This is a genomic window from Enterobacter cloacae complex sp. XAL002 (genome assembly GCF_049236805.1).
Classification (GTDB): domain Bacteria; phylum Pseudomonadota; class Gammaproteobacteria; order Enterobacterales; family Enterobacteriaceae; genus Enterobacter; species Enterobacter intestinihominis.
The window spans coordinates 252,895-272,250 of record NZ_JBMKJN010000002.1; the positions used below are offsets into that span (position 1 = coordinate 252,895).

Annotated in this window: 15 protein-coding genes; 4 read left to right on the forward strand and 11 right to left on the reverse strand. The window is 55.9% G+C overall.

Annotated elements, in window-relative coordinates:
• Positions 1–386 precede the first annotated feature (386 nt).
• The gene (locus tag ACOT0L_RS02815; protein ID WP_094948228.1) at positions 387–1,304 is read right to left on the reverse strand and encodes a LysR family transcriptional regulator; all 918 of its coding nucleotides are present in this window, start codon (positions 1,302–1,304) and stop codon (positions 387–389) included.
• Between the two features lie 98 nt (positions 1,305–1,402).
• Between ACOT0L_RS02815 and ACOT0L_RS02820 the strand changes: the two genes are divergently transcribed.
• Entirely contained in the window at positions 1,403–2,125 is a 723-nt protein-coding gene (locus ACOT0L_RS02820; protein WP_126502721.1) for an SDR family oxidoreductase, read from the forward strand.
• A gap of 39 nt (positions 2,126–2,164) precedes the next feature.
• Here the strand turns inward: ACOT0L_RS02820 and ACOT0L_RS02825 are convergent, their stop codons facing one another.
• From ACOT0L_RS02825 to ACOT0L_RS02835, 3 genes are all read right to left on the reverse strand, one after another.
• On the reverse strand, positions 2,165–2,911 hold the full coding sequence (locus ACOT0L_RS02825; RefSeq protein ID WP_126502722.1) for an SDR family oxidoreductase: 747 nt from the start codon (positions 2,909–2,911) through the stop codon (positions 2,165–2,167).
• A 101-nt stretch (positions 2,912–3,012) separates the two neighbouring features.
• The gene (locus ACOT0L_RS02830) at positions 3,013–3,894 is read right to left on the reverse strand and encodes a helix-turn-helix domain-containing protein (protein WP_050595080.1); all 882 of its coding nucleotides are present in this window, start codon (positions 3,892–3,894) and stop codon (positions 3,013–3,015) included.
• 18 nt (positions 3,895–3,912) lie between these two features.
• Entirely contained in the window at positions 3,913–4,518 is a 606-nt protein-coding gene (locus ACOT0L_RS02835) for an NADPH-dependent F420 reductase (RefSeq protein ID WP_045308437.1), read from the reverse strand.
• A 108-nt stretch (positions 4,519–4,626) separates the two neighbouring features.
• Between ACOT0L_RS02835 and ACOT0L_RS02840 the strand changes: the two genes are divergently transcribed.
• The gene (locus tag ACOT0L_RS02840) at positions 4,627–5,550 is read left to right on the forward strand and encodes a LysR family transcriptional regulator (RefSeq protein WP_126502723.1); all 924 of its coding nucleotides are present in this window, start codon (positions 4,627–4,629) and stop codon (positions 5,548–5,550) included.
• A 7-nt stretch (positions 5,551–5,557) separates the two neighbouring features.
• On the opposite strand, the gene ACOT0L_RS02845 is transcribed toward ACOT0L_RS02840, so the two are convergent.
• From ACOT0L_RS02845 to ACOT0L_RS02875, 7 genes are read right to left on the reverse strand one after another with little or no spacing between them, the layout of a single operon-like run.
• Entirely contained in the window at positions 5,558–7,759 is a 2,202-nt protein-coding gene (locus ACOT0L_RS02845) for a glycoside hydrolase family 2 protein (RefSeq protein WP_126502724.1), read from the reverse strand.
• The gene (locus ACOT0L_RS02850) at positions 7,749–10,436 is read right to left on the reverse strand and encodes a response regulator (RefSeq protein ID WP_126502725.1); all 2,688 of its coding nucleotides are present in this window, start codon (positions 10,434–10,436) and stop codon (positions 7,749–7,751) included. Before ACOT0L_RS02850 ends, ACOT0L_RS02845 begins: the two co-directional genes overlap by 11 nt.
• 2 nt (positions 10,437–10,438) lie before the next feature.
• Positions 10,439–10,873 (reverse strand): globin, encoded by a 435-nt coding sequence (locus ACOT0L_RS02855; RefSeq protein ID WP_046621214.1) that lies wholly within the window; start codon positions 10,871–10,873, stop codon positions 10,439–10,441.
• On the reverse strand, positions 10,870–12,264 hold the full coding sequence (locus tag ACOT0L_RS02860) for a DUF3131 domain-containing protein (RefSeq protein ID WP_126502726.1): 1,395 nt from the start codon (positions 12,262–12,264) through the stop codon (positions 10,870–10,872). Before ACOT0L_RS02860 ends, ACOT0L_RS02855 begins: the two co-directional genes overlap by 4 nt.
• The gene (locus ACOT0L_RS02865) at positions 12,249–13,796 is read right to left on the reverse strand and encodes a DUF3131 domain-containing protein (RefSeq protein ID WP_046621211.1); all 1,548 of its coding nucleotides are present in this window, start codon (positions 13,794–13,796) and stop codon (positions 12,249–12,251) included. The genes ACOT0L_RS02860 and ACOT0L_RS02865 overlap by 16 nt, the downstream gene beginning before the upstream one ends.
• On the reverse strand, positions 13,793–15,124 hold the full coding sequence (locus ACOT0L_RS02870) for a DUF3131 domain-containing protein (protein ID WP_126502727.1): 1,332 nt from the start codon (positions 15,122–15,124) through the stop codon (positions 13,793–13,795). Before ACOT0L_RS02870 ends, ACOT0L_RS02865 begins: the two co-directional genes overlap by 4 nt.
• Positions 15,121–16,938: a glycosyltransferase family 2 protein gene (locus tag ACOT0L_RS02875; protein ID WP_126502728.1), complete on the reverse strand. Its 1,818-nt coding sequence runs from the start codon at positions 16,936–16,938 to the stop codon at positions 15,121–15,123. The genes ACOT0L_RS02870 and ACOT0L_RS02875 overlap by 4 nt, the downstream gene beginning before the upstream one ends.
• A gap of 284 nt (positions 16,939–17,222) precedes the next feature.
• Between ACOT0L_RS02875 and opgC the strand changes: the two genes are divergently transcribed.
• Together opgC and ACOT0L_RS02885 are read left to right on the forward strand one after the other, a co-directional pair.
• Complete coding sequence (gene opgC, locus ACOT0L_RS02880; RefSeq protein WP_126502729.1) at positions 17,223–18,440, forward strand: OpgC domain-containing protein; 1,218 nt, start codon at positions 17,223–17,225, stop codon at positions 18,438–18,440.
• A 10-nt stretch (positions 18,441–18,450) separates the two neighbouring features.
• Complete coding sequence (locus ACOT0L_RS02885) at positions 18,451–19,350, forward strand: hypothetical protein (RefSeq protein WP_046621204.1); 900 nt, start codon at positions 18,451–18,453, stop codon at positions 19,348–19,350.
• Positions 19,351–19,356 lie beyond the last annotated feature (6 nt).

Below are 19,356 nucleotides of genomic sequence, written 5' to 3' on the forward strand. Positions count from 1 at the left end.
AAGTTAGGGTAAAATATCTGGTGTATGATATATTTAAAACTTTCTCATTTATAAAATATATTTTAACGGGCGGGTTAATTTCTGCTACTCAAAAAAATTACGTATTTTCTTCTCATGTTTAATAAATAAAAGGCCGCAAGCGTGGCCTTTCAGAGGCTATCGGTATTAGCCTAAAGAAATTATGCCGATTTCCACGAGGGCGGCTAATGTCAAAAGAATAAAGAGGATAACAACTATTGGTCTGTACATTTTTAAGGTTCCATCCTTGTGTGAAGTCCTGCCCATCGTGTCCGTTGTCATTTTCCATGGTAATGACGTGCTGTCGTTGATGCTCATCAAAGGGACGCAGTAGATTGAGGAAAATCTGCATTCAGGGTTGGAACCATTTAACGCAGTGTAGGCTGCGTGGCGGGGAGCTGTCGCCACTGGCGGATGTGCTCGATCAGGGCTCTGAGCTTGGGGGCCATATTGTGGCGCTGGGGAAAATAGAGATAAAAACCAGGAAAAGATGGAAGAAACGCATCCAGTAAGGAAACCAGCTGTCCTGATTCAATGTACGGTGTGAAGGTGTCCTCCGTGGCAAAGGTTATACCACCGCCGGCCAGCGCGAGGCTGAGCATAAGACGCAGATCGTTAGTGGTGATTTGTGGTTCAATTGCCACATCGAAAGGGACGCCTGCTTCCTCAAACTCCCAGCGATAGGGGGCAACGTCCGGGGAAGGGCGCCAGCCGATACACCGATGAGCGACCAGTTCACGGGGGTGCGTCGGTGCGCTGTGTGTCGCCAGATAGGAAGGTGAAGCCACCACCCGTTCACGCTGCTGGCCCGTAAGGGGAATAGCGATCATGTCTTTTTCGATAACTTCGCCCAGCCTCACCCCAGCATCATAGCCCGCTGCCACGATATCGAATTCCTCATCTGACACGAAAACATCAAGCGATACCGCAGGATGCGCGGCCGTAAACGAGGCGAGCAGTGGGCCCGAAAGAAACGCTTCCGCAATTGAGGTGACAGCGATCCTGAGCTGTCCGCGCGGTATGCTGTCCGAGGTGACGTCGTCAAAGGCCGCCTCAATGTTGGCGATGGGCCCCAGCAACGATTTATGCAACCGTTCACCCGCTTCGGTGAGCCTTACCGAGCGCGTGGTGCGCATCACCAGCAGGGTCTGAAACCCATCTTCGAGACGTCTTATTCCCTGGCTGACAGCGGAACGGGTTATGCCCAGGCGCCCGGCGGCAGCGCTGAAGCTGCGTTCTTCGGCGACCGCCAGAAAAAGCGGTAACAAATTAAGATCGATTTTCATTGTTTAACATTGCTAACCAGTGAGTCCAGTAAAGGCAGGATACAAGAAACAATGGTCTGTATCTATGATTGCAGTGAACTCAACTGAAGGAGTAAAACATGAACAAAGTCATCTTAATTACCGGCGCCTCCAGCGGTATCGGAGAAGGTATCGCCAGAGAGCTCGGCAAGGCTGGCGCAAAAGTGTTCCTGGGTGCACGCAGGCTGGATCGCATCCACGCTCTGGCTGATGAAATCCGCAGCGCAGGAGGGGAGGCAGAGGCTCAGGTATTAGACGTTACCAGCCGCCAGTCGATGGCCGCCTTCGTTCAGGCAGCACGGGAAAAGTGGGGCCGCATTGACGTACTTATTAACAACGCGGGCATTATGCCTCTCTCTCCGCTTTCGGCTGGCAAGCAGGATGAATGGGAGCGCACCATTGACGTAAATATCAAGGGCGTACTGTGGGGTATTGGTGCTGTTTTGCCGATTATGGAAGCCCAGGGCTCGGGGCAGATCGTCAATATAGGCTCGATTGGTGCCTTGTCCGTCGTGCCCACGGCCGCCGTCTATTGCGCGACCAAATTTGCGGTACGGGCCATTTCCGATGGTTTACGTCAGGAAAGTTCGAACATCCGTGTGTCCTGCGTCAACCCTGGGGTAGTGGAAAGCGAACTGGCCTCGACCATCACGCACGAAGAAACCATGGCGGTGATGGATGCGTACCGGGCTATTGCTCTCAAACCGGCTGATATCGCTCGCGCCGTGCGCCACATCATCGAGGCGCCTGAGAGTGTCGATACCACCGAAATCACCATCAGACCTACGGCCTCTGCAAACTAACGTAGCGGGTCAGGCACCAGCCTGACCCGCTTCACCCTCTTACCACGGCTGTTCGGTCGGCATAATAAACAGCTCTGCCACGTCCACATGTTCCGGTGCCTGCAATACGTAAAGAATCGAGTCGGCGATATCATCGGCTTTCAGGAACGTCATCTTCTCCTTCAGCTGTTCCATCTGTGCACGATAATTTTGGTCACTGATATGCTCGAATAATTCACTTTCAACGGCACCCGGCTGAAGCGAGGTGACGCGAATGTTGAACTGAGGGGCCAGCTCCATACGCAAAATATCCGAGAAGGCGGCAACCGCGTGCTTCGTCGCGCAGTATACGCCCAGTCCGGGAAACGTTTTACGCCCGGCGATCGACGAGGTATTGATGATATGACCCGAGCGCTGTGACTGCATAATCGGCAATACGGCCGCGACCGTGTTAAACAGGCCCTTTACGTTTACATCTACCATTCGATGCCACTCGTCAACACGGAGGCTGGCGATATCCGAAATCGGCATCAGCCCGGCGTTATTAAAGGCGATATCAATATGGCCATAGCGTTTGTGCAGTGCCTCCACCCCTTTATTAACTGAGGCCGGGTCAGTGACATCCAAGGCCAGCGCCATGGCTTCCCCGCCAGCAGCCTCAATTTCAGACACCAGCGCCTGAAGACGATCCAGACGGCGGGCGGCGAGACCTACCCTGACGCCCTGTTCCGCTAACTTTTTGGCCGTGGAGGCACCAATTCCGCTTGAAGCACCGGTGATGAGCGCGACTTTACCGTTGAGTTCCATAGTTGATCCTCTTGAGAGTTGATTTCAACGCTTCAGAAAGAATGTCTGAAGTACGGGTCAATAATGGATCTTTCTGGCAATCGCTTCGCGCGGGCTTTTGCTCAAACTGTCGGGCTTTTGCTGCGAACGGCATCGCTGCGATAGTGGGAGGGCGTCACGCCGTTATGCCTGAGGAATACGGCAGCAAAGTGGCTGGGGCTGGTGTATCCGACGTTCAGTGCAATATTGATAATGGAATCATTGCTTTCCGATAGCATGCGACGCGCCTCCTCCATGCGTAGCCGGATAAAGTAGTGAGAAGGGGAAAGTCCGGTTGACTGTTTAAAGGCGCGGCTAAAATGGTATTCGCTAAGATCGGTCAGTTCAGCCAGGCGTGCCAGGTCAAACGGCTGGGCTAACCCTTCACGCATTGCCGTGAAGACCCGGTGCAGCTTAAATGCCTGCAAGCCCCCGCGGTGTCGTTTCGCAGGTGTGCCATAGGTGCGAATCAGATGTACTGCCAGCGCCTGCGCAATGCCCTGAATAAACGGGCCGCTGGGTGGATTTTGCAGATACAGCTCCTGACGTATCTGCTCCAGCAGGGCGGATAGCGTGTCGTCGCGCGCGCCGGAGACTTCCCGCAGTTCATACTCCTGCATCATAGCCACTCCCATATAAACATGCATAACGACGAAAGGCGTATCTGGCCCGGCGTGCCAGCGCATTTCAGTAGGAGAAGCCGCCGTTGTGAGAAAGAAATCGCCTGCGGTAACGCGGTTTGCTAACCACGGCTCACCGGGGGAACGCTCCTCAACGACGGCATTACCTGAGAGGATCCAGACGATAAAAGGCTCCGGCACTGCCGGAATAATGACGTTTTCCTGCACGTGTCTGCGCGCCAGAATTTGCACGAATACATCCCGGGAAGATTGCGCCCGATGTTCTCTGATCAGCTTGCCGGGAAGGTATTCTTCAAAGGTCTCTGCGGAAGTACGCTGCGTCATATTTATCGTTGCCTTTAGCTATGCCAGTTGCACCAGGTTCACCGCCGGAAGAGGCCCTCCGGGGAATTGTTGTAGCGTACCGCCAACCTCCAGGCTGCCTAAATCAATACTTGCGAAGCCCAGTTGACCGGCTAAGGCTGTTATTTCCGCCTTTGCGTCAGGATGGTCTCCGGAGATAAAGACGACACGACGGCCACCCGCCTGCGCCGGATCCTGAGCCAGCACCCCTGCAAGGAGAGTATTGAAGGCTTTAACGACGCGTGCACCCGGAGCCCACTGTGTCACCACCTGGCTTGAGTTTTTTCCGCCCAGTTCAGCCAGCGTGAAGCCCGGCAGTATGACCGGGTTGGTCGCGTCGATCAGGATACGCCCCTCCCAGTTGATGCCGCGTAACGCGGCCTCGGTTTTGTCCCAGTTTGTGCTGACAAAAACGATGTCGGCCTGGGCGGCCTGTTCTACGGTGCCAGCGCGAGCCCCGTGGCCCAGTTTCTCAACCACCGCAGTCAGGCTTTCCGGCCCGCGGCTGTTACTCAGAATAGCGTTCATGCCCGCTTTAACCAGTTGTTCTGCAAAGGCTTGCCCGATAGCGCCAGCGCCGATGATACCTACAGTAGTCGTTTTCATATTGTATTTCCTTCATTGAAGAGTAGTGAACATGCACTGAGAGTAGTAATCTTTGACCTATCTGAATAGCCTATATAATTAGATGGGATCCATCTGCTGGAGCGATACATGCTGGACGGTATGTCTGTTGATCAACTCCGCACCTTTATTGCTGCCGTTGATGAAGGGAGTTTTTCCGCCGCCGGTCGCAGGCTGCGGCGCGCGCAGTCGGTTGTCAGCGCGACGCTGGCAAACCTTGAGGCACAGGTCGGGTTTCCATTATTCGATCGTTCCGGGCGTTATCCGACGCTGACGGAGGCGGGCGTCGCCATGCTGGAAGCGGCGCGTCTTGCCACTGCCGGGATGGACGCCTTTAAGGCTAAGGCACGCACCTTAGCCGAAGGTCTTGAGCCTGAACTGGCGGTGTCCGTCGACGTGATGTTTCCCGTAGCGCAGCTCACCGCTGCGGTGCAGGCGTTTCAGCAGGCATTTCCTGACACCCCGCTGCGTTTGTATGTGGAAGCGTTGGGGGCGGTGTTCCAGCCTTTACTGGACGGTCATTGCCGGGTGGCGATAACCGGATCGCTGCCGCATCTTCCGGCGGGATGCATCTCAGAATTCCTTCTCAGCGTGCCTGCGGTGGCCGTTGTCTCCCCTGAGCATCCGCTGGCGACCGCGTCCGGTCCGATCCTTCGTTCACTTTTACAGGAACACGTCCAGCTGGTGCTGACCGATCGCTCCTCTCTCACCGTGGGCCGAAGCTTTGGCGTCATGTCGTCAAAGACATGGCATTTAGCGGATATGGGCGCGAAGCACGCCTTCCTGCGTGCCGGACTGGGGTGGGGTTATATGCCGCTGCCAATGGTCGAGGAAGATCTCGCAGCGGGAAAACTGGTTACGCTGAACGTGCCGATGCAGCCCGACGTCGGGCCCGGTTTTTCCATGCAGGCGGTGCACCTGGAGGAACATCCGCCCGGCCCGGCCGGACGCTGGTTCGTTAACAGGCTGAAAATGCAGGCTGGCATGCCGGGTATTAGTAGCAGCGTCGGGTAGCCAGCATTCATGGCTCAGGAGGGCTTTCCACCCTCTCATTGCGCTGGTTGGAACCCACGGTTTTACCGGCGCGATCCGAAATCACATATTCAATGGTAACGTTATGCCTGCTGGTCGGTGTGACGGTAAGGTCCTTTATCTTGCTGCCCGAATCAGGGGGAAGCGTAAGCGTTGTATCGCCTTTAGCCAACACCCGACCATTTTGCTTCACCTGCCACTTCAGGCGACACGCCTCACAGGCGGACCAGGTGTCATTGATTGCCCACAGGCGAACCGTGGCCTGGCTTCCCTTGCGCCACACCGCCGTCACGGGTTCAATCGACGGCAGAATGGGCTGATAGGCTTTTTGCAGCGCGTAGTAACCCGGTTTGGGCTTACGCAGATAATCCACGACGCCCCAGTTGATGGAGGGCCAGGTTTCAACAAACATAAAGTGGAAGAGGGCGGTAACCGGCTGATAGCGTTGCCGACGATAGCTCTCCGCCGCCATTGCCACCAGCTCCGCCTGGTAACGCTGGGTGTTGGCAATCATCTCCTGAATGGTATTGCCCCGCGGAATGTTGGCAAATTTGAAGGTCTGGAAAGGCTGGAAGTTATGGTATTTCCAGTGCGTCCAGCCAGGATCGTCGGCGGCGGTGCTTTTCGGCCATATCAGGCGGGCGGGGATGATGGTTTTCAGGGTTGAGAGTCGCGGTAGCGCCTGAGCGCCAAATTCCGTAATGATCGCGGTTTTGGCGGGGCCAAGGAGATCGCGCATGGTGCCAAAGTACCACCCGGCCCAGTAATGTTCTTCAACCGCGGAAAAACGATGAACAATGCGCGAGGTGTCTTGCGCAAGCGCTTCTCCCACGCGTTTCGTCAGCGTCTGGTTCAGGGTTTTGTTCCAGTCGGGGAAGCGTTTTTCCATCCACGGTGAGTTCCACGGCGGCTCGTTATGACCGCCCCAGACGATAATGGCCGGGGAATTGCCAAACTGTTCGACCATCTCGCGGGTCTGCCGCGTGGCATTGTCCGCAAAGGCGTCGCTGTTGTTGTAACCCCATTGCAGGGGGACATCCTGCCAGATCATTAGCCCCATCTCGTCAGCCACATCGTAAAGTGCCCGACCTGCCACATGTGCGTGAACGCGTATCGCGTTGGCGTTCATCGCCTGCACCAGCCTAAAATCGCGGCGATATTTTTTGCGCGTCATGGTGCTAAGCCACGGGGAGCCGATGTAGTTACTCCCCTTGATAAACAGGCGTCTGTCATTGAGCAGCCAGCCCTTGTTGTCAGGCTGCTTCACTATCTTGCGTAACCCGGTTCGGGCAACCGCAGTATCCATCACCCCTTGCTCATCCATCAGGGTTGCGCGCACCCTGTAGAGGTTTGGCCTGCCATAGCCCACTGGCCACCAGAGCCTGGCGTCTTTCATCGGCAGCGTGACGCGAAGCGACTGCGGCTTCCCGTCAGTCCTCGCAAGGTTTACAGGGAATTCCTGCTTTATACGCGGGCCCATAAAATTGTCCGGTGTGGCCGACAGGCGCAGAGTTACGTCACCGGCAGACAGCGCGCGATAGCGGATCTCGGCGTGCAGCGCTGGTTTGCTCAGTCCTTCGCGCCAGTCCGGACGCAGTATCACCTCGTCGATGGTTACTCCGCGGCTCAAGTGTAGCTTTACCGGCGACCAGATCCCCCCGGAGTTGGCATCCTGGCCGTCCTCTGACCAGGCCCCGCCAGGGCGAGTATCGTGCTGGTTAAGTACGCCTTTAACCATCGTTTTATGTAGCGGCCAGATTGTTTTCGGATCTTCCCAGGGACTGTCCACCCGAACGGCAAGCTTATTATGCCGGTACAGGGCATCACTCACGTCTACGGAAAAGCGCTGGAAATACCCTTCGTGGCGAGCCAGATGTTTGCCATTAAGTATGACGTCGGTGAAATAATCCACTCCCTCAAACACCAGTGTGGTCATGATATCGGGAGCGGGTTTGGGCAAGGTAAATTCGTGACGATACCAGAGGGCCCCCTGATGATCGTATCCGGCACTGTACCAGTTGGCCGGAACCCGAATCGTTCGCCAGTCATGATCAGGCGCATTGGCTCCGTCGAAGGTGGCGTTATTTGCGTCATGTACGCGCCACATTCCAGCTAATGACCAGGTGATAGGTTGGCTTGCCTGTGCAAGCAGAGGGGTGAATGCCAGCAGCATAATATGCCTAGAGATCATCTTTAACCTCCTGCCCTCGGCGGTGCAGCCATGCCATACTGCGCCTGGCCTGCTTGATGAGCTCGCCTCGCATAACGCTCAGCTCGCTCTGATTCAACGCCACTGCCTGACTCTCGACGAACTGGAGAGTTTCCGCAAAGCATGCGAACCCCAGGGTGACGGCTTCACCGCGAAGCTTATGTGCAGCCCGACGCAAGGCCTCGCGGTCATCGTTTACAATACTTCTTTCTATGGCTGCCATTGCCTCGTCAAGCCCGTTACCGAACAGCGCCAGCAGCTCATTAACCAGATCGGGATCGTCAGCGCACTGTTTTAACAGGTGAGCCTCATCCGGCAGACCCTTTTCTTCTCCGGCGACAACACGGGCTATCTCCTCCCTGAGCGCCTCCTGACTCACCGGCTTGGCAATATAGCCGTCGAAGCCCATTGCCAGGCAACGCGCCTGGTCGCCCTGCATGGCATGGGCAGTCATCGCAATGGCGGGCTGGTGGCTACGCCCCCGCGTGAGTGTCTCTTCACGAAGCAGGCGAATGGCCGTTTCACCGTCCATTTCTGGCATTTGCAGATCGATCAGCATCAAATCCCACGACCGTTCACGCCAGCGTTCGAGAGCCTCCCGGCCATTGGATACCACTTCGCAACGGTGGCCGAGCTGCTCCAGCAGGCGTCTGGCGACTTTCTGATTCACCAGGTTGTCCTCGGCCAGCAGGATGTGAAGCCCGTTCTGCACCTGTACAGGCGAGGTGACGGGAGAGGGAGAAAGAGAAGGGGGTGATGCCAGCTGTGGAGTGGGTGCCAGGACGCTGGCTATGGTTTGATAAAGTTCACGTTGGGCAACCGGCTTATGCAAATAGTGGGCAATCCCGATACGCTTGAGCAGATTGGCATCGAAATGGCGGCTCATGGAACTGAGCATAATGATGTGGCTTTGCTCGGCCTGCGGCATAACAGAGAGTTCAAGGGCTAGCGATACACCGTCCATATCCGGCATCTGGGCATCCAGCAGGATCAGCGGCCAGTATCCCTTTTTTGCAGTCAGGCTTAACGCTTCCCCGGCGTTGTTAACACAGGTCGGTGTCAGACCCATCTGGCGAAGCATGGTATCCAGCAGCCGCAGGTTGGTACTATTGTCGTCTACAACCAGTACCGATTCGCCGTTAAAGCGTGCTACAGGAGCATCGGTTGCTGGGACAGCCAACTGACCTTCCAGTGGCAACGTAAAAGCAAATTCGCTGCCTGCACCCGGCTCGCTCTGAACCGTTAGCTCTCCGCCCATCAGGCTTACCAGGCGGGCAGAAATGGTCAGTCCGAGGCCAGTACCGCCGTAGCGGCGGGTGGTAGAGCTATCGGCCTGGCTGAACGCCTCGAAAATGGCTTTTTGTTTCTCCATCGGGATGCCAATGCCGCTGTCGCGTATGCGAAAACGCCAGTGTCCTTCACTTTCTGTAGGCTCTATTGCCAGCATAACCTCACCGTGATGGGTGAACTTCAGCGCGTTGCCCAGGAGATTAGTCAGAATTTGACGTAGTCGGGGACCATCAACGATGAGCACTTCAGGTACCCCCGGAGCGATATCCACCAGCAGTTCAATGCCTTTTTCGCTGGCGGAGGGCATATGCGGGCGGATGAGCGACTGCACAAAGGGGCGGATTTCCAGCGGCTCTGTATCGACGGTCATCTTACCTGACTCAATGCGTGAGAAATCGAGAATGTCATTGATGATATGCAGCAGTGACTGCGCTGAACTCATCACCAGAGAAAGATATTCCCGCTGTTCGGGGTTGAGCTGTGTATCGAGGCAGAGTTGAGTCATGCCCAGAATGCCGTTCATCGGGGTGCGAATTTCGTGGCTCATGTTGGCGAGAAATGCACTCTTCGCCTCGTTGGCCTCCCGGGCCACTTTCGCCGCTTCAATGGCTAACAGCTCGGCCTCCTTGCGGCGGGTGATGTCCTGTAGGGTGCCGATCACCCGTTCGGCCTGCTGCTGCATAGTGAGGGTGACCACCTGTCCCGAAATCAGCATCCAGCGCCAGCCCTGCGTCGCGTGTTGCACGCGAATCTCACATTCAAACACCGGCATGTGCTCCTGCCTGGAGGCGATCATCGCGTTGCGCAGGACGGCACGATCCTCTTCATGGACCAGGTTCAGTAAAAAGCGCAGCGGGTAGTGCAGTTGCGTACGCGACTGACCCACCATCGCCAGCAGCGTATCGTTCACCTCCAGGCTGTCGTGAGAGACCTGCCAGTTCCAGATGCCGATCTGAATGGACTCTGCGGTCAGTAAAAAATCATCGTGCAGCTGCTGGCGCGAGCGCTGGGCGTCGTCAAGCTCGGTAATATCGGTATGCAGGCTGAGGATGCCACCATCGGCAAGACGCTGATGCTGCACGTAGAGCCGCCGGTTTCCTGACTGCCGCACCTCTCGATGGCTTGACTGACGGCAGTTGCGAACGAGCGCTTCACGCAGGGTCCGGCGGCGGGTGGGGTCAATGTTATAACCCGAATCAATAAATTTCTCCGCCAGGCTCTCAAGGGTGGCACCGGCGATCAGCCAGGGGGCGATCACCGGGTAAAAGCGCGATATCTGGTCATTCCAGGCCAGCAGATGCTCGGCGGGATCGTAAATCATCACCCCCACAGGCAGCGCGTTGAGATCGAAACGGGATGTGGCTCGCATGATTACTCACCTCTGGCCTTATAGTGCAGCTCCGCCTGACGGCGCAGATACTCCAGCCCGGGGGCAATGGCCATCGCCCAGGCTGTTAGGATCTCTTCATCGCAAAGTGGATCGCAGGCGCGTACGGTCCGGAGCATTGCCTCCCGCCAGAGGCCGAAAAATCGTGGTGGCAGGCGCAGCCCTTCATCACTCTGCTCCCGCGCCAGGCGTTCCAGAAAATCGGGCACAAAGAGCGAACCGTCAACGGCAAGCATGGCGAAAAAGCTCTTGAAGATCATCTGCTGGCCATCCCGGCCCTGATCCTGGGCAAAGTGCTGCTCCGTATCGGGGGACATATGAATAAAAGTCTCCCAGAATGCCTCAAAAAAGTGCCGTTTATCATTCTCCGGCAGGACGCGGCTCAGGCTGGCGTCAAAGAGATCGCGATAAAATTTCATGGTGCGGGCCTCGCGGCACGTTCGCCGGGCATGCAGAGGCCGGGCGGGTTGAAGGGATCCGACGTGCGGCGGGCAAAATAGCCATCGCTTTCCACAAGGCCATTTTCAAACAGCGGCCCGGCGTTGTGTTTGTACAGCAGTGCTTCCAGCACCATGGCGTTCGTCGAGAGTGTGAGCGTCGGGTTAATGTCGCCGGTTGCCTCAACGCGGCCCTCATACCAGCCCTGTTTCGGGTTATTCAGGTGCCGGGTAACGGTCATCAACGCGTCAGTGTAATCTGTCTCCCACAGCGCCCAGAGCACAAAGACGGCCTTAGTACTCACCTGTGCCAGACGGGGATAGCTTTTTCCGTCGTCGCCCAGGGTATTCCAGGCATAGCCATTTCCCCAGACGGTGTCCTCTATGTGCCAGGGGGCCTGAGAGAGGTAAAAATCGGCGCGTGCGGTTAGCGCGCGCTCACGCTCCCAGCGCGTTTTCTGGCTAAGCCATACGGCTTCGGCCCGTGCGCGCAGCGTTTTGTGAATATCGGACGCCACACCGGGCGGTTGCCAGCCAAACTCCAGCCCCGGCAGCATAGCGGGGAGGGTGGAGAGTAGCGACGGCTGCCAGGTCGTTCTTGGATCGCGCGCGTCAACGGCGAGGCTACGCTGGTAGAGAATGATGTTCTGAGAAGGCGGGGAAAATGCCTTACCCGATGGAAATCCCCACAGCCGAAACGCGCTGGCGGCATATTCGCTTTCACCCAGCCGCAGCTCGTCGCGCACCACCGGCTGCCCGTTCTGCATGGACGCAGACCACAGCTCCCCGTCCTTATCCATCACCGGACAGAAGTTCCAGCGCAGGATGATTTTATCCAGATATTCACGGTACTCAGGCGCGCGCTCAGCGGTGAGACGCAGCGCCAGCATCACACGGGCCATATCTTTTGCCGACCAACCGCGCAGCGCCGGTTTTCCTGTGAAATCGATGGGCGAAGCCGTTCGGCTGGAATAGAGCCTGCCGGGGGTGCGGGTTTCGGTCAGCGTCAGGCGGTTGAGGGTTCCGAGCAGGCGCGTCAGCCGGGCGTCGAATTCGTCCGCCTGGATCAGACCCAGCTCGCGGGCAGCCAGCAGGGCAATAAGCGTATCGCCAATTTGCCACAGCGTAACACGCGGCTGTTTATCGCTACCGTTGACCAGCCCTGTCTGAGGCTGGGTGTTATTCTCAAAATAGCGCCATGCGATACGTGCCCACTCCCGCTCCTGTGGGGTCAGGTTACTGATGCGCGCGGTGGTGTGCCAGCCACCTTTGGTCAGCCAGCGCCAACCTGCGCCTTCACGGTTAAACAGGGCGAAGGCGATAATAAGAATCAGGACGGCGGCAGCCAGCCAGCGGGCTAAGGTCTTAAGCATTGTGCGGTCACCGGCGGCAGTTTCACAGGCTCGTCCGTATTACAGGTAGCACACTGACAGGCCTGGCAAGCGGGTTTGGTGCGAAGGGTGGTTCCGGTCTGTTCACACCATGTCTTCACCGCTGGCGTACTGTTCAGGAACGGACGGTTGCGCGAGGCATTATTTGGCTCAAAGAGATCCACCAGCTTTTTTTCCCACAGGGAGGGGGCGAAGTGGCGATCTTTGGGATTATCGCTGTTGAACTGCAACAGCTTGCCCTCTTTTTTGAACAGCAATGCTTCTAGCATGATGCCGTTGTTATTGGCGGTGAACTCTTTGATGGGGCCGTCGCCGTTTTCGTACAGCCCTTCATAGTATCCTTTGTCCGTCTCGTTGGCGTTTTCAATGGCGTCCAGCAGGCGGTCGGTATAAGGCGAGTTCCAGAGAACCCACATCCCGAGCGCCGCTTTCAGAGAGACGGCGGCCGTATTGGGAACGTACACGCCTTTATCGGTGATGGTATTCCAGTTGAAGCCGTCGCTAAAAACGGTGTCGTAGACGAAGTAAGGGGACTTATCGAGTTGATGTTCAGAGCGAGCGGATAAAATACCGGTGATGGCGTAGCGATTCTCCTGAGCCTGGTAAACCCTGTCGGCGAAGTTTTTCATCCACGGATGGGAGTAGTCGCGCGGACTGTTCTCTCTGTCCGTCGGCTTGTCGAAACCGAATTCCAGGCCGTAAAGCACATACGATTCGGTTACGACGTAATTATGCTGGTTGGTGAGGCGTGGATCGCGCGAGTCATAGGGCACCATTACGCAGTAGATCTCAGCCAGCTCATAGGGCTGGGGCTGGCTGGACTGACAGGTTCCAAAGCCCCATAACGCGAAGCCCGCGGCGCCGTACTCTTCATAGCCCAGCCGCCCCTCCTGCACGTACTTTGGCTGGCCGTTTTCCAGATAGGCTCCGTACATCATCCCGCAGGGGTTGATGACGTTGGTGAAATTCCATCCCAGCATCACGTTATCAATGCTGTTGCCGTATTCCGGATAGCGCTCCTTAATGACCTTCAGCCAGATCAGCATCCTGCCGATGTCCAGTGCCGAGAAGCCAATTTCACCAGGTTTGTTCTGGTAGTTAACCTTCTGGGCGGTGATGGTGTTATAGGCTTTATTGGGCAGTTCGTTGCGGAACAAATCCAGTTTGTTCAGGGTGGCGAGTAATTTCAGCATTCTGCGATCGAATTCGGCTTTATCAATAATTCCCAACTCCCTTGCGGCCGTCATCGCGGCCATATAGGAGGCGCTATCCCACATGGTGGTTGAGGGAAATTTATTGACGGCGTTCACCAGGCCGGTCGTAGGCTGGTAGTTCACAACGAAATATTGCCAGGCGTTTTTGGCAATGGTCATCTCCCGAGGCGTGAGTTCACCGCTACGCGGCGGGTAGTCCGAGGCGGGAAGGCCGGTCGCTGCCTGGGCCGCAGAGAGTGAGAGCCAGCCTGCCACAAGCCCGGCCAGAAGAGGAAAAAAGAGGATAGATTTCAGCTTCATGGCTTCGCTCCTGCTGAAGATGTGAGGGAAGTGGCGGGACCAGGGCAGGCCAGACAAAGCATCTGACCGTGAGCAATGTACGCCAGGCTCTCAAGCACGACCGCATTGGTATCGGCGTCAACGATCTCGTTCACGCTGCTGTTAAGGTTAAGTCCGCGCTGCCAGCCCTTACCCGGAACCTGTAGCTTCTGCACCTGCTGGCGCAGTGCTTCGCTCCAGCCATTACGGAACAGGGCGTACCAGGCAAAGGCGGTGCGGGTAGAGGTAATTGCCGTTTGCTCGGGGGTAGCGTCAAGCAGAGCGCTATTTTGCAGCGGCTGGCGATCGGGCAGATCGTTGACGTAATCCGGCGCGGGCTCAGCGTAATCGGTGCTTATCGGTGGCTTGCGGACCCGCAGGCCGTGACGGCGCTGCTGGATCTGCATTATGCGCCACGTGATTTCTGCGCTCTGCGCATCAAAACCCAGTTCGAGACCCGTTAATAAATAGGGAAGGCTGATAAGCGAAGGCTGCCGATCCCACGGCGTGCGTAGCCCTTCGTCAGGCACCATTATTCCGTCGATGTCGATCATCTGCTGTCCTTCCGGCGGATTCGTTACCGCCAGTCCCGCCGCGCTGTCGATCAGCCGAAGCGTATGGCTGGCATACAGGCGATAGCCGAAGCTGTTGCGCGGCTCGTCCGTCGCCAGCGCCCAGTGGTGTAGCGGGACCGCGGCCTGGCTGGTGGTGTTGTTGGCAATCAGGGCGCCCATATTCCAGCGTTCAAGCAGATTGCGCACGGGGCCAGCGTGCTGAGGATAGCGCCATAGCAGCGTTTGCAGAGCGTTAAGCAGACGGCCCATGCCGATCGCCGAGGCGTCCGGTTTGCCCAGGGCTTCCAGCGTGTCGGCATGATAATAGGCGGCAGGCAGTCCCTGAGGATTGAGTGGAAGGCTGGCGAGAGCGGCCAGTGCGGCCGCGATGCGTTCATCAAATTCGCCGGGAGTAAGAATGGTGAGTTGCCTGGCGGCTACAGCGGCAAACAGATAGCTGCCGGTGCTCCACAGGCTGAGCCAGGGCTCGCCATTCTGCGCGTTGGCCAGACCATTAGGCTGCGTGTTGTTCACATAATACTGCCAGGCTACCCGCGCCCAGATGGCTTCTTCGAATGTCAGTTCACGCGGAGCGGGCAAGGGCGGGAAATCGTTACTCAGCGACATCCCCGCGCTGCTCTCCACCCGTGTCGGCATCTGTTTTTCAACCCAGACGACGATGGCGAATCCCAGCAGAAAGCCGAGCAGAATAGTAAGGTAGCTGCGGGCAGACAAAAGCGCGTCGCGTTTTCTCATTCGCTAACCTCTTCTTCTTCCGCCGGGGTCCACATGGCGGCGAAGATCAGCGGCAGCATGGCGGCAATGTTGACTGCACCCCAGAAGATGTTGATGACGTAGCCAGACGGATCGTCAACCTGCCCGCGTGCAACCTGAATACCACCCCAAATCAGCCCGGCCAGAGTGAGCACGACGATGGCGATCTGCGGTTTTACCAGATAAAGAAAACGCCCCGTCTGCCGCTCTTTGGGGGTGACGTGGAATTTGATCTGCTCTCCGCGCAGGACCGTGTCGAGCGCGCGCAGATTCATGGAGAAGAATGAGAGATATGATGCTCTGCCATCCCAGGCTGATATTCCCCAGGTGCCGAACATAAACGCCAGCTCCGACACAATAAAAAAGGGCAAAAAATGCAGGTAAAAGGGTTCAGACCACGCTGATACAGGGGGTATACCGGTAAAAAGGTAAACAATGGGCGATATCAGGAAAATAGTGTTCCACACGCAGGCCAGATAGGACCAGAAGGTGGTGGCGTACATCAGAGTCTGCGGCAAAGAGAGCTTAAAGCGACGACGGCTGAAGATATTGTCGTGGAACAGAATATCCAGTGAACCCGCGGCATATTTGAAGCGCTGGATCATCCACGTCAGCATATCCTGCGGAGAGAGCATTTTCGATTCGATCCGCGGGTGCATTACCGAGCGCCAGCGGCGGGCGGCATCGCCGTGGAGCAGGATAGAGGTATAAATATCTTCCGATACGTGAAATTTATAGGGCGTGAGTTCCGTATCGAAGGCCACGTGGGGACGCATGGCGTCCTGCAGGGTTTCGCGCATGACAGGATCGCGTATATCCCGCGTGTGGCGATCGATCTCTTCTTCAACCGTCCATACGTAGCTGCGCAGCGCCGCCTGCATCACCGCTTCGCGCCTGTGTACAGAGGCCGCACCGCAGCAGAAGGCAGCGTTGGCCCAGTTTCGCCGGCGTAGGATCACATCATAAAACATGCGCGGATCGTTAAAAAAGGGATCGCGGCCGATGGTCACTGGCCCGACGAACTTCTGGGCGAGCCATCCCAGCCCGTATCCCGTTTTGCCTGCTTTTCGCCCAAGCCAGCGTGCGAGGTTTTCCCCCTCCGGCAGGTCGAAGAACCACTGCGGTGTCTGAACCCAGGCTACGTCAGGGTCGCGAAAGTAGCCCAGCGTGTGGCTGAGCAGGGTGGGGAAGACACGGGTATCGGCATCGCAAATGATCAGGAAATCACCGTCGGTTTGCTCAAGTCCGTTTCGCAAATTACCGGCCTTGAAGCCAATATTTGTCTGGCGGGAGATGTAGTTGGCGCCTTCCCGATCGCAGACGGCTTTCATCTCCGGGCGTCGGCCGTCATCGAGCACATGTACCCTGTAGTCCAGCGGGAAGGGGTAATCCATCTTCATGGCGTCCCGAATAGAAAGCCTGACCAGCTCTACATCTTCTGAATAGGTTGCGATAAAGAGATCGACCTTTATGGGTCTTGATGCTTCCGCGTCTTCGGGGCGCAGGCAATCATTGATCTCAACCGGCGGGGGATTTTGCGGCGGATCTTCTTCTTTCCACAGGTTAATGGTGAACAGCACGGTGCCGATCCAGGCCAGGGTTTCAGCCAGCACCAGAGGAATGGCATACCACAGCGCGTCGGTATTTAAGGAGGCTGTCCAGCGCCAGTAAAGATAATTAGCGCCTAAAATCAGCGCAGCAACCGCCAATACCTGCCATGTTAGCATTATCCAGCGCGGTGTCTTAAGCGGTTCAGGCGGCTGGCGATGTTCAAAACGGGTAAAATAAAAATCCATACAGAAGGATATCCTTTTTCCACGATAGATATTAATAACAGACCCGTTACCGACAGGGATCGCAAAACGAAAAAATCAGGTCCGCAAACAAAAAGTAAAGTAAGTGTAGAACGTGGGGGAAATAATTCCAGAGGTGTTAATAGTCGATTATTTACATCTGCTTAATTAATTGTTAACCACGCTTAATAATATCGGAAGATCTTCCAAACATTGCCAGATGCTTTTCTTTACGCTATCTAAATAAAATACAAGAAACTTTTTTAGCATGGAGAACGCGACGCCCCATGAGCCAGATTGCGCCTGTGCTTATAAAAAAAGATGCTGACAAACCAACAATATGGCGTTACGCCCTGTCGGATAAACGTGATTTACGTATTGATTTTATGCGCGGTATCGCGTTAGTGATGATGGTGGTGGCGCACACGGAAGTGATGTCGATATTTAATATATTTACCTGGGAAAGATTTGGTTTGGTCACTGGTGCCGAGGGTTTTGTCATCCTTTCCGGATTTATGCTGGGAATGTTAAACCGTGTCAGATTGCAAAAAACGGTATTGTTGACTATATCCTGGGGGCTTTATCTGCGCGCGTGGAAAATATATCGCGTAAATATCATCATTATTCTTTCATTTTTGCTATTAGGATATCTTCCGTTTATTAACGTCTTTGAGGTGACCCATTTTACCGATCGTTACTCGGGGACAACCTGGTCACTGTATCCGGTGACGCCGCAAATTAAAGAAACCTGGTTTAACATTGTCCTCTACCTGCAAATTGGCCCTCATCAAACGCAAATCCTTGGACTCTATATTTTTCTTCTGCTGTTAAGCCCCCTGTTTTTGGGAATGCTTCAGAAAGGATACGTCTACTGGCTGCTGGGTCTATCGTTACTCGTTTACGGCTGCTGGCAGGTGTGGCCGGTGCGGGTTACGCCGTCTCAGTTTGAATTCGCGTTTCCGCTGCTGGCCTGGCAGTTTATTTTTGTGCTGGGAATGTGCAGCGGCTGGTACAAAGAGGAGTTGATCTCCTTTGCCCGCACGCCCGCCGGTAAGGTAGTGCTCGTGGCGTTGGTGATGATTGCGCTGATTCTTGGCTTTATTGCCCAGAACCATACCAACCCGTTTATGCCGCCCGCGCTGCTCATGCACAGTCTTTCACCCGAGGACTTTAACGCTTTTTACCATACCTGGGCGGCAAAAAATGGCCTGGGACCCATCAGGGTGCTTAACGATATCAGCCTGATGGTGACGGTCTATCTGCTGCTGACCTGGTACTGGCTGCCCCTGTATCGCTTCGCGGGCTGGTTTCTTATCCCCCTGGGTCAGCATTCGCTTTATACCTTTATTTTGCACGTCTACGTCGTATTCCTGGTAAGCCAGTTCGTTACGTTCGATCTGTGGCGCCATGACTGGGCTGTGAACACCTTCATTCACGCGGCGACGCTGGGCGTGCTGTGGCTGATGGCGAAATATAATGTCGCCGCGCGCTGGATACCTAACTAAGGAAGGGCAGATGCGGGATAAATTTTTGCTGACCTGCGCACTATTGTGCGTTGCCACTGGGGCTGAGGCTGCGCCGAAGGACGATGCGGAATCGCTACGTGACAAGAACGGTGAGCCGGTGCAGGCTGGCGTGTTCACCAGCCGCTGGGGACGTCTGTTTTCAGGGAATGAAGACGTTTTCTCTGGCGCGCTGAGCTTTAGTTCCGGCCTGAAAGAGCAGTGGATGACCATCCCGAACAGCTCGGACAGCGCAGATCAGAAAAGAAAATACAACCAGACGCTCAATCTTAGCCTGCAATACTCACCCTACAGCTACTGGTTTGCCAACGTGACATCGAGGTTACCGGTGACGGACACCAGCCGCTACACGGCCGATTTTCGCTACAGCTTTGGCTATGACGACTGGCATGCCAACACGGTCAGCCTGGTTTACAGTAATTACGGGGATAACCGCTTCTGGACGTCAGGAACCCGTCGTCACACCTATTTTGAGCAGGGGGCCGTGACGCTGGCGTATAAATTTTCACTGCCGAAGCCCGTAGAGAATAAGCTTCTGATCAACAAAGGCGACTCCATCATTTGCCAGATGGGCTACAGCTGGGTTCCGCGCTATTACGATCTGGACAGCAACGATATCCGCAAAAACAAGAACGTGGTATTGGGCGGGTGTGGTTATACCTTTAAGCAGCATTTTTTCGTACGCGCCACGGCGTTCTGGTTTCCGGACAGCAGCCAGCAGCAGCCCTGGAACGGCGACTACAGCTATAGCTTTGGCTATGCGGGTTATACGCCAGGTTCATTCTCTGTTCAGTATGCAAACTACTCCGGCACCCGTTACCCCGGCCACCAGAGCGGCAGCGGTAAATTCCGGGAAGGCACCGTCAGCGTCATCTGGTTCTTACCGCTATAGGAGGGC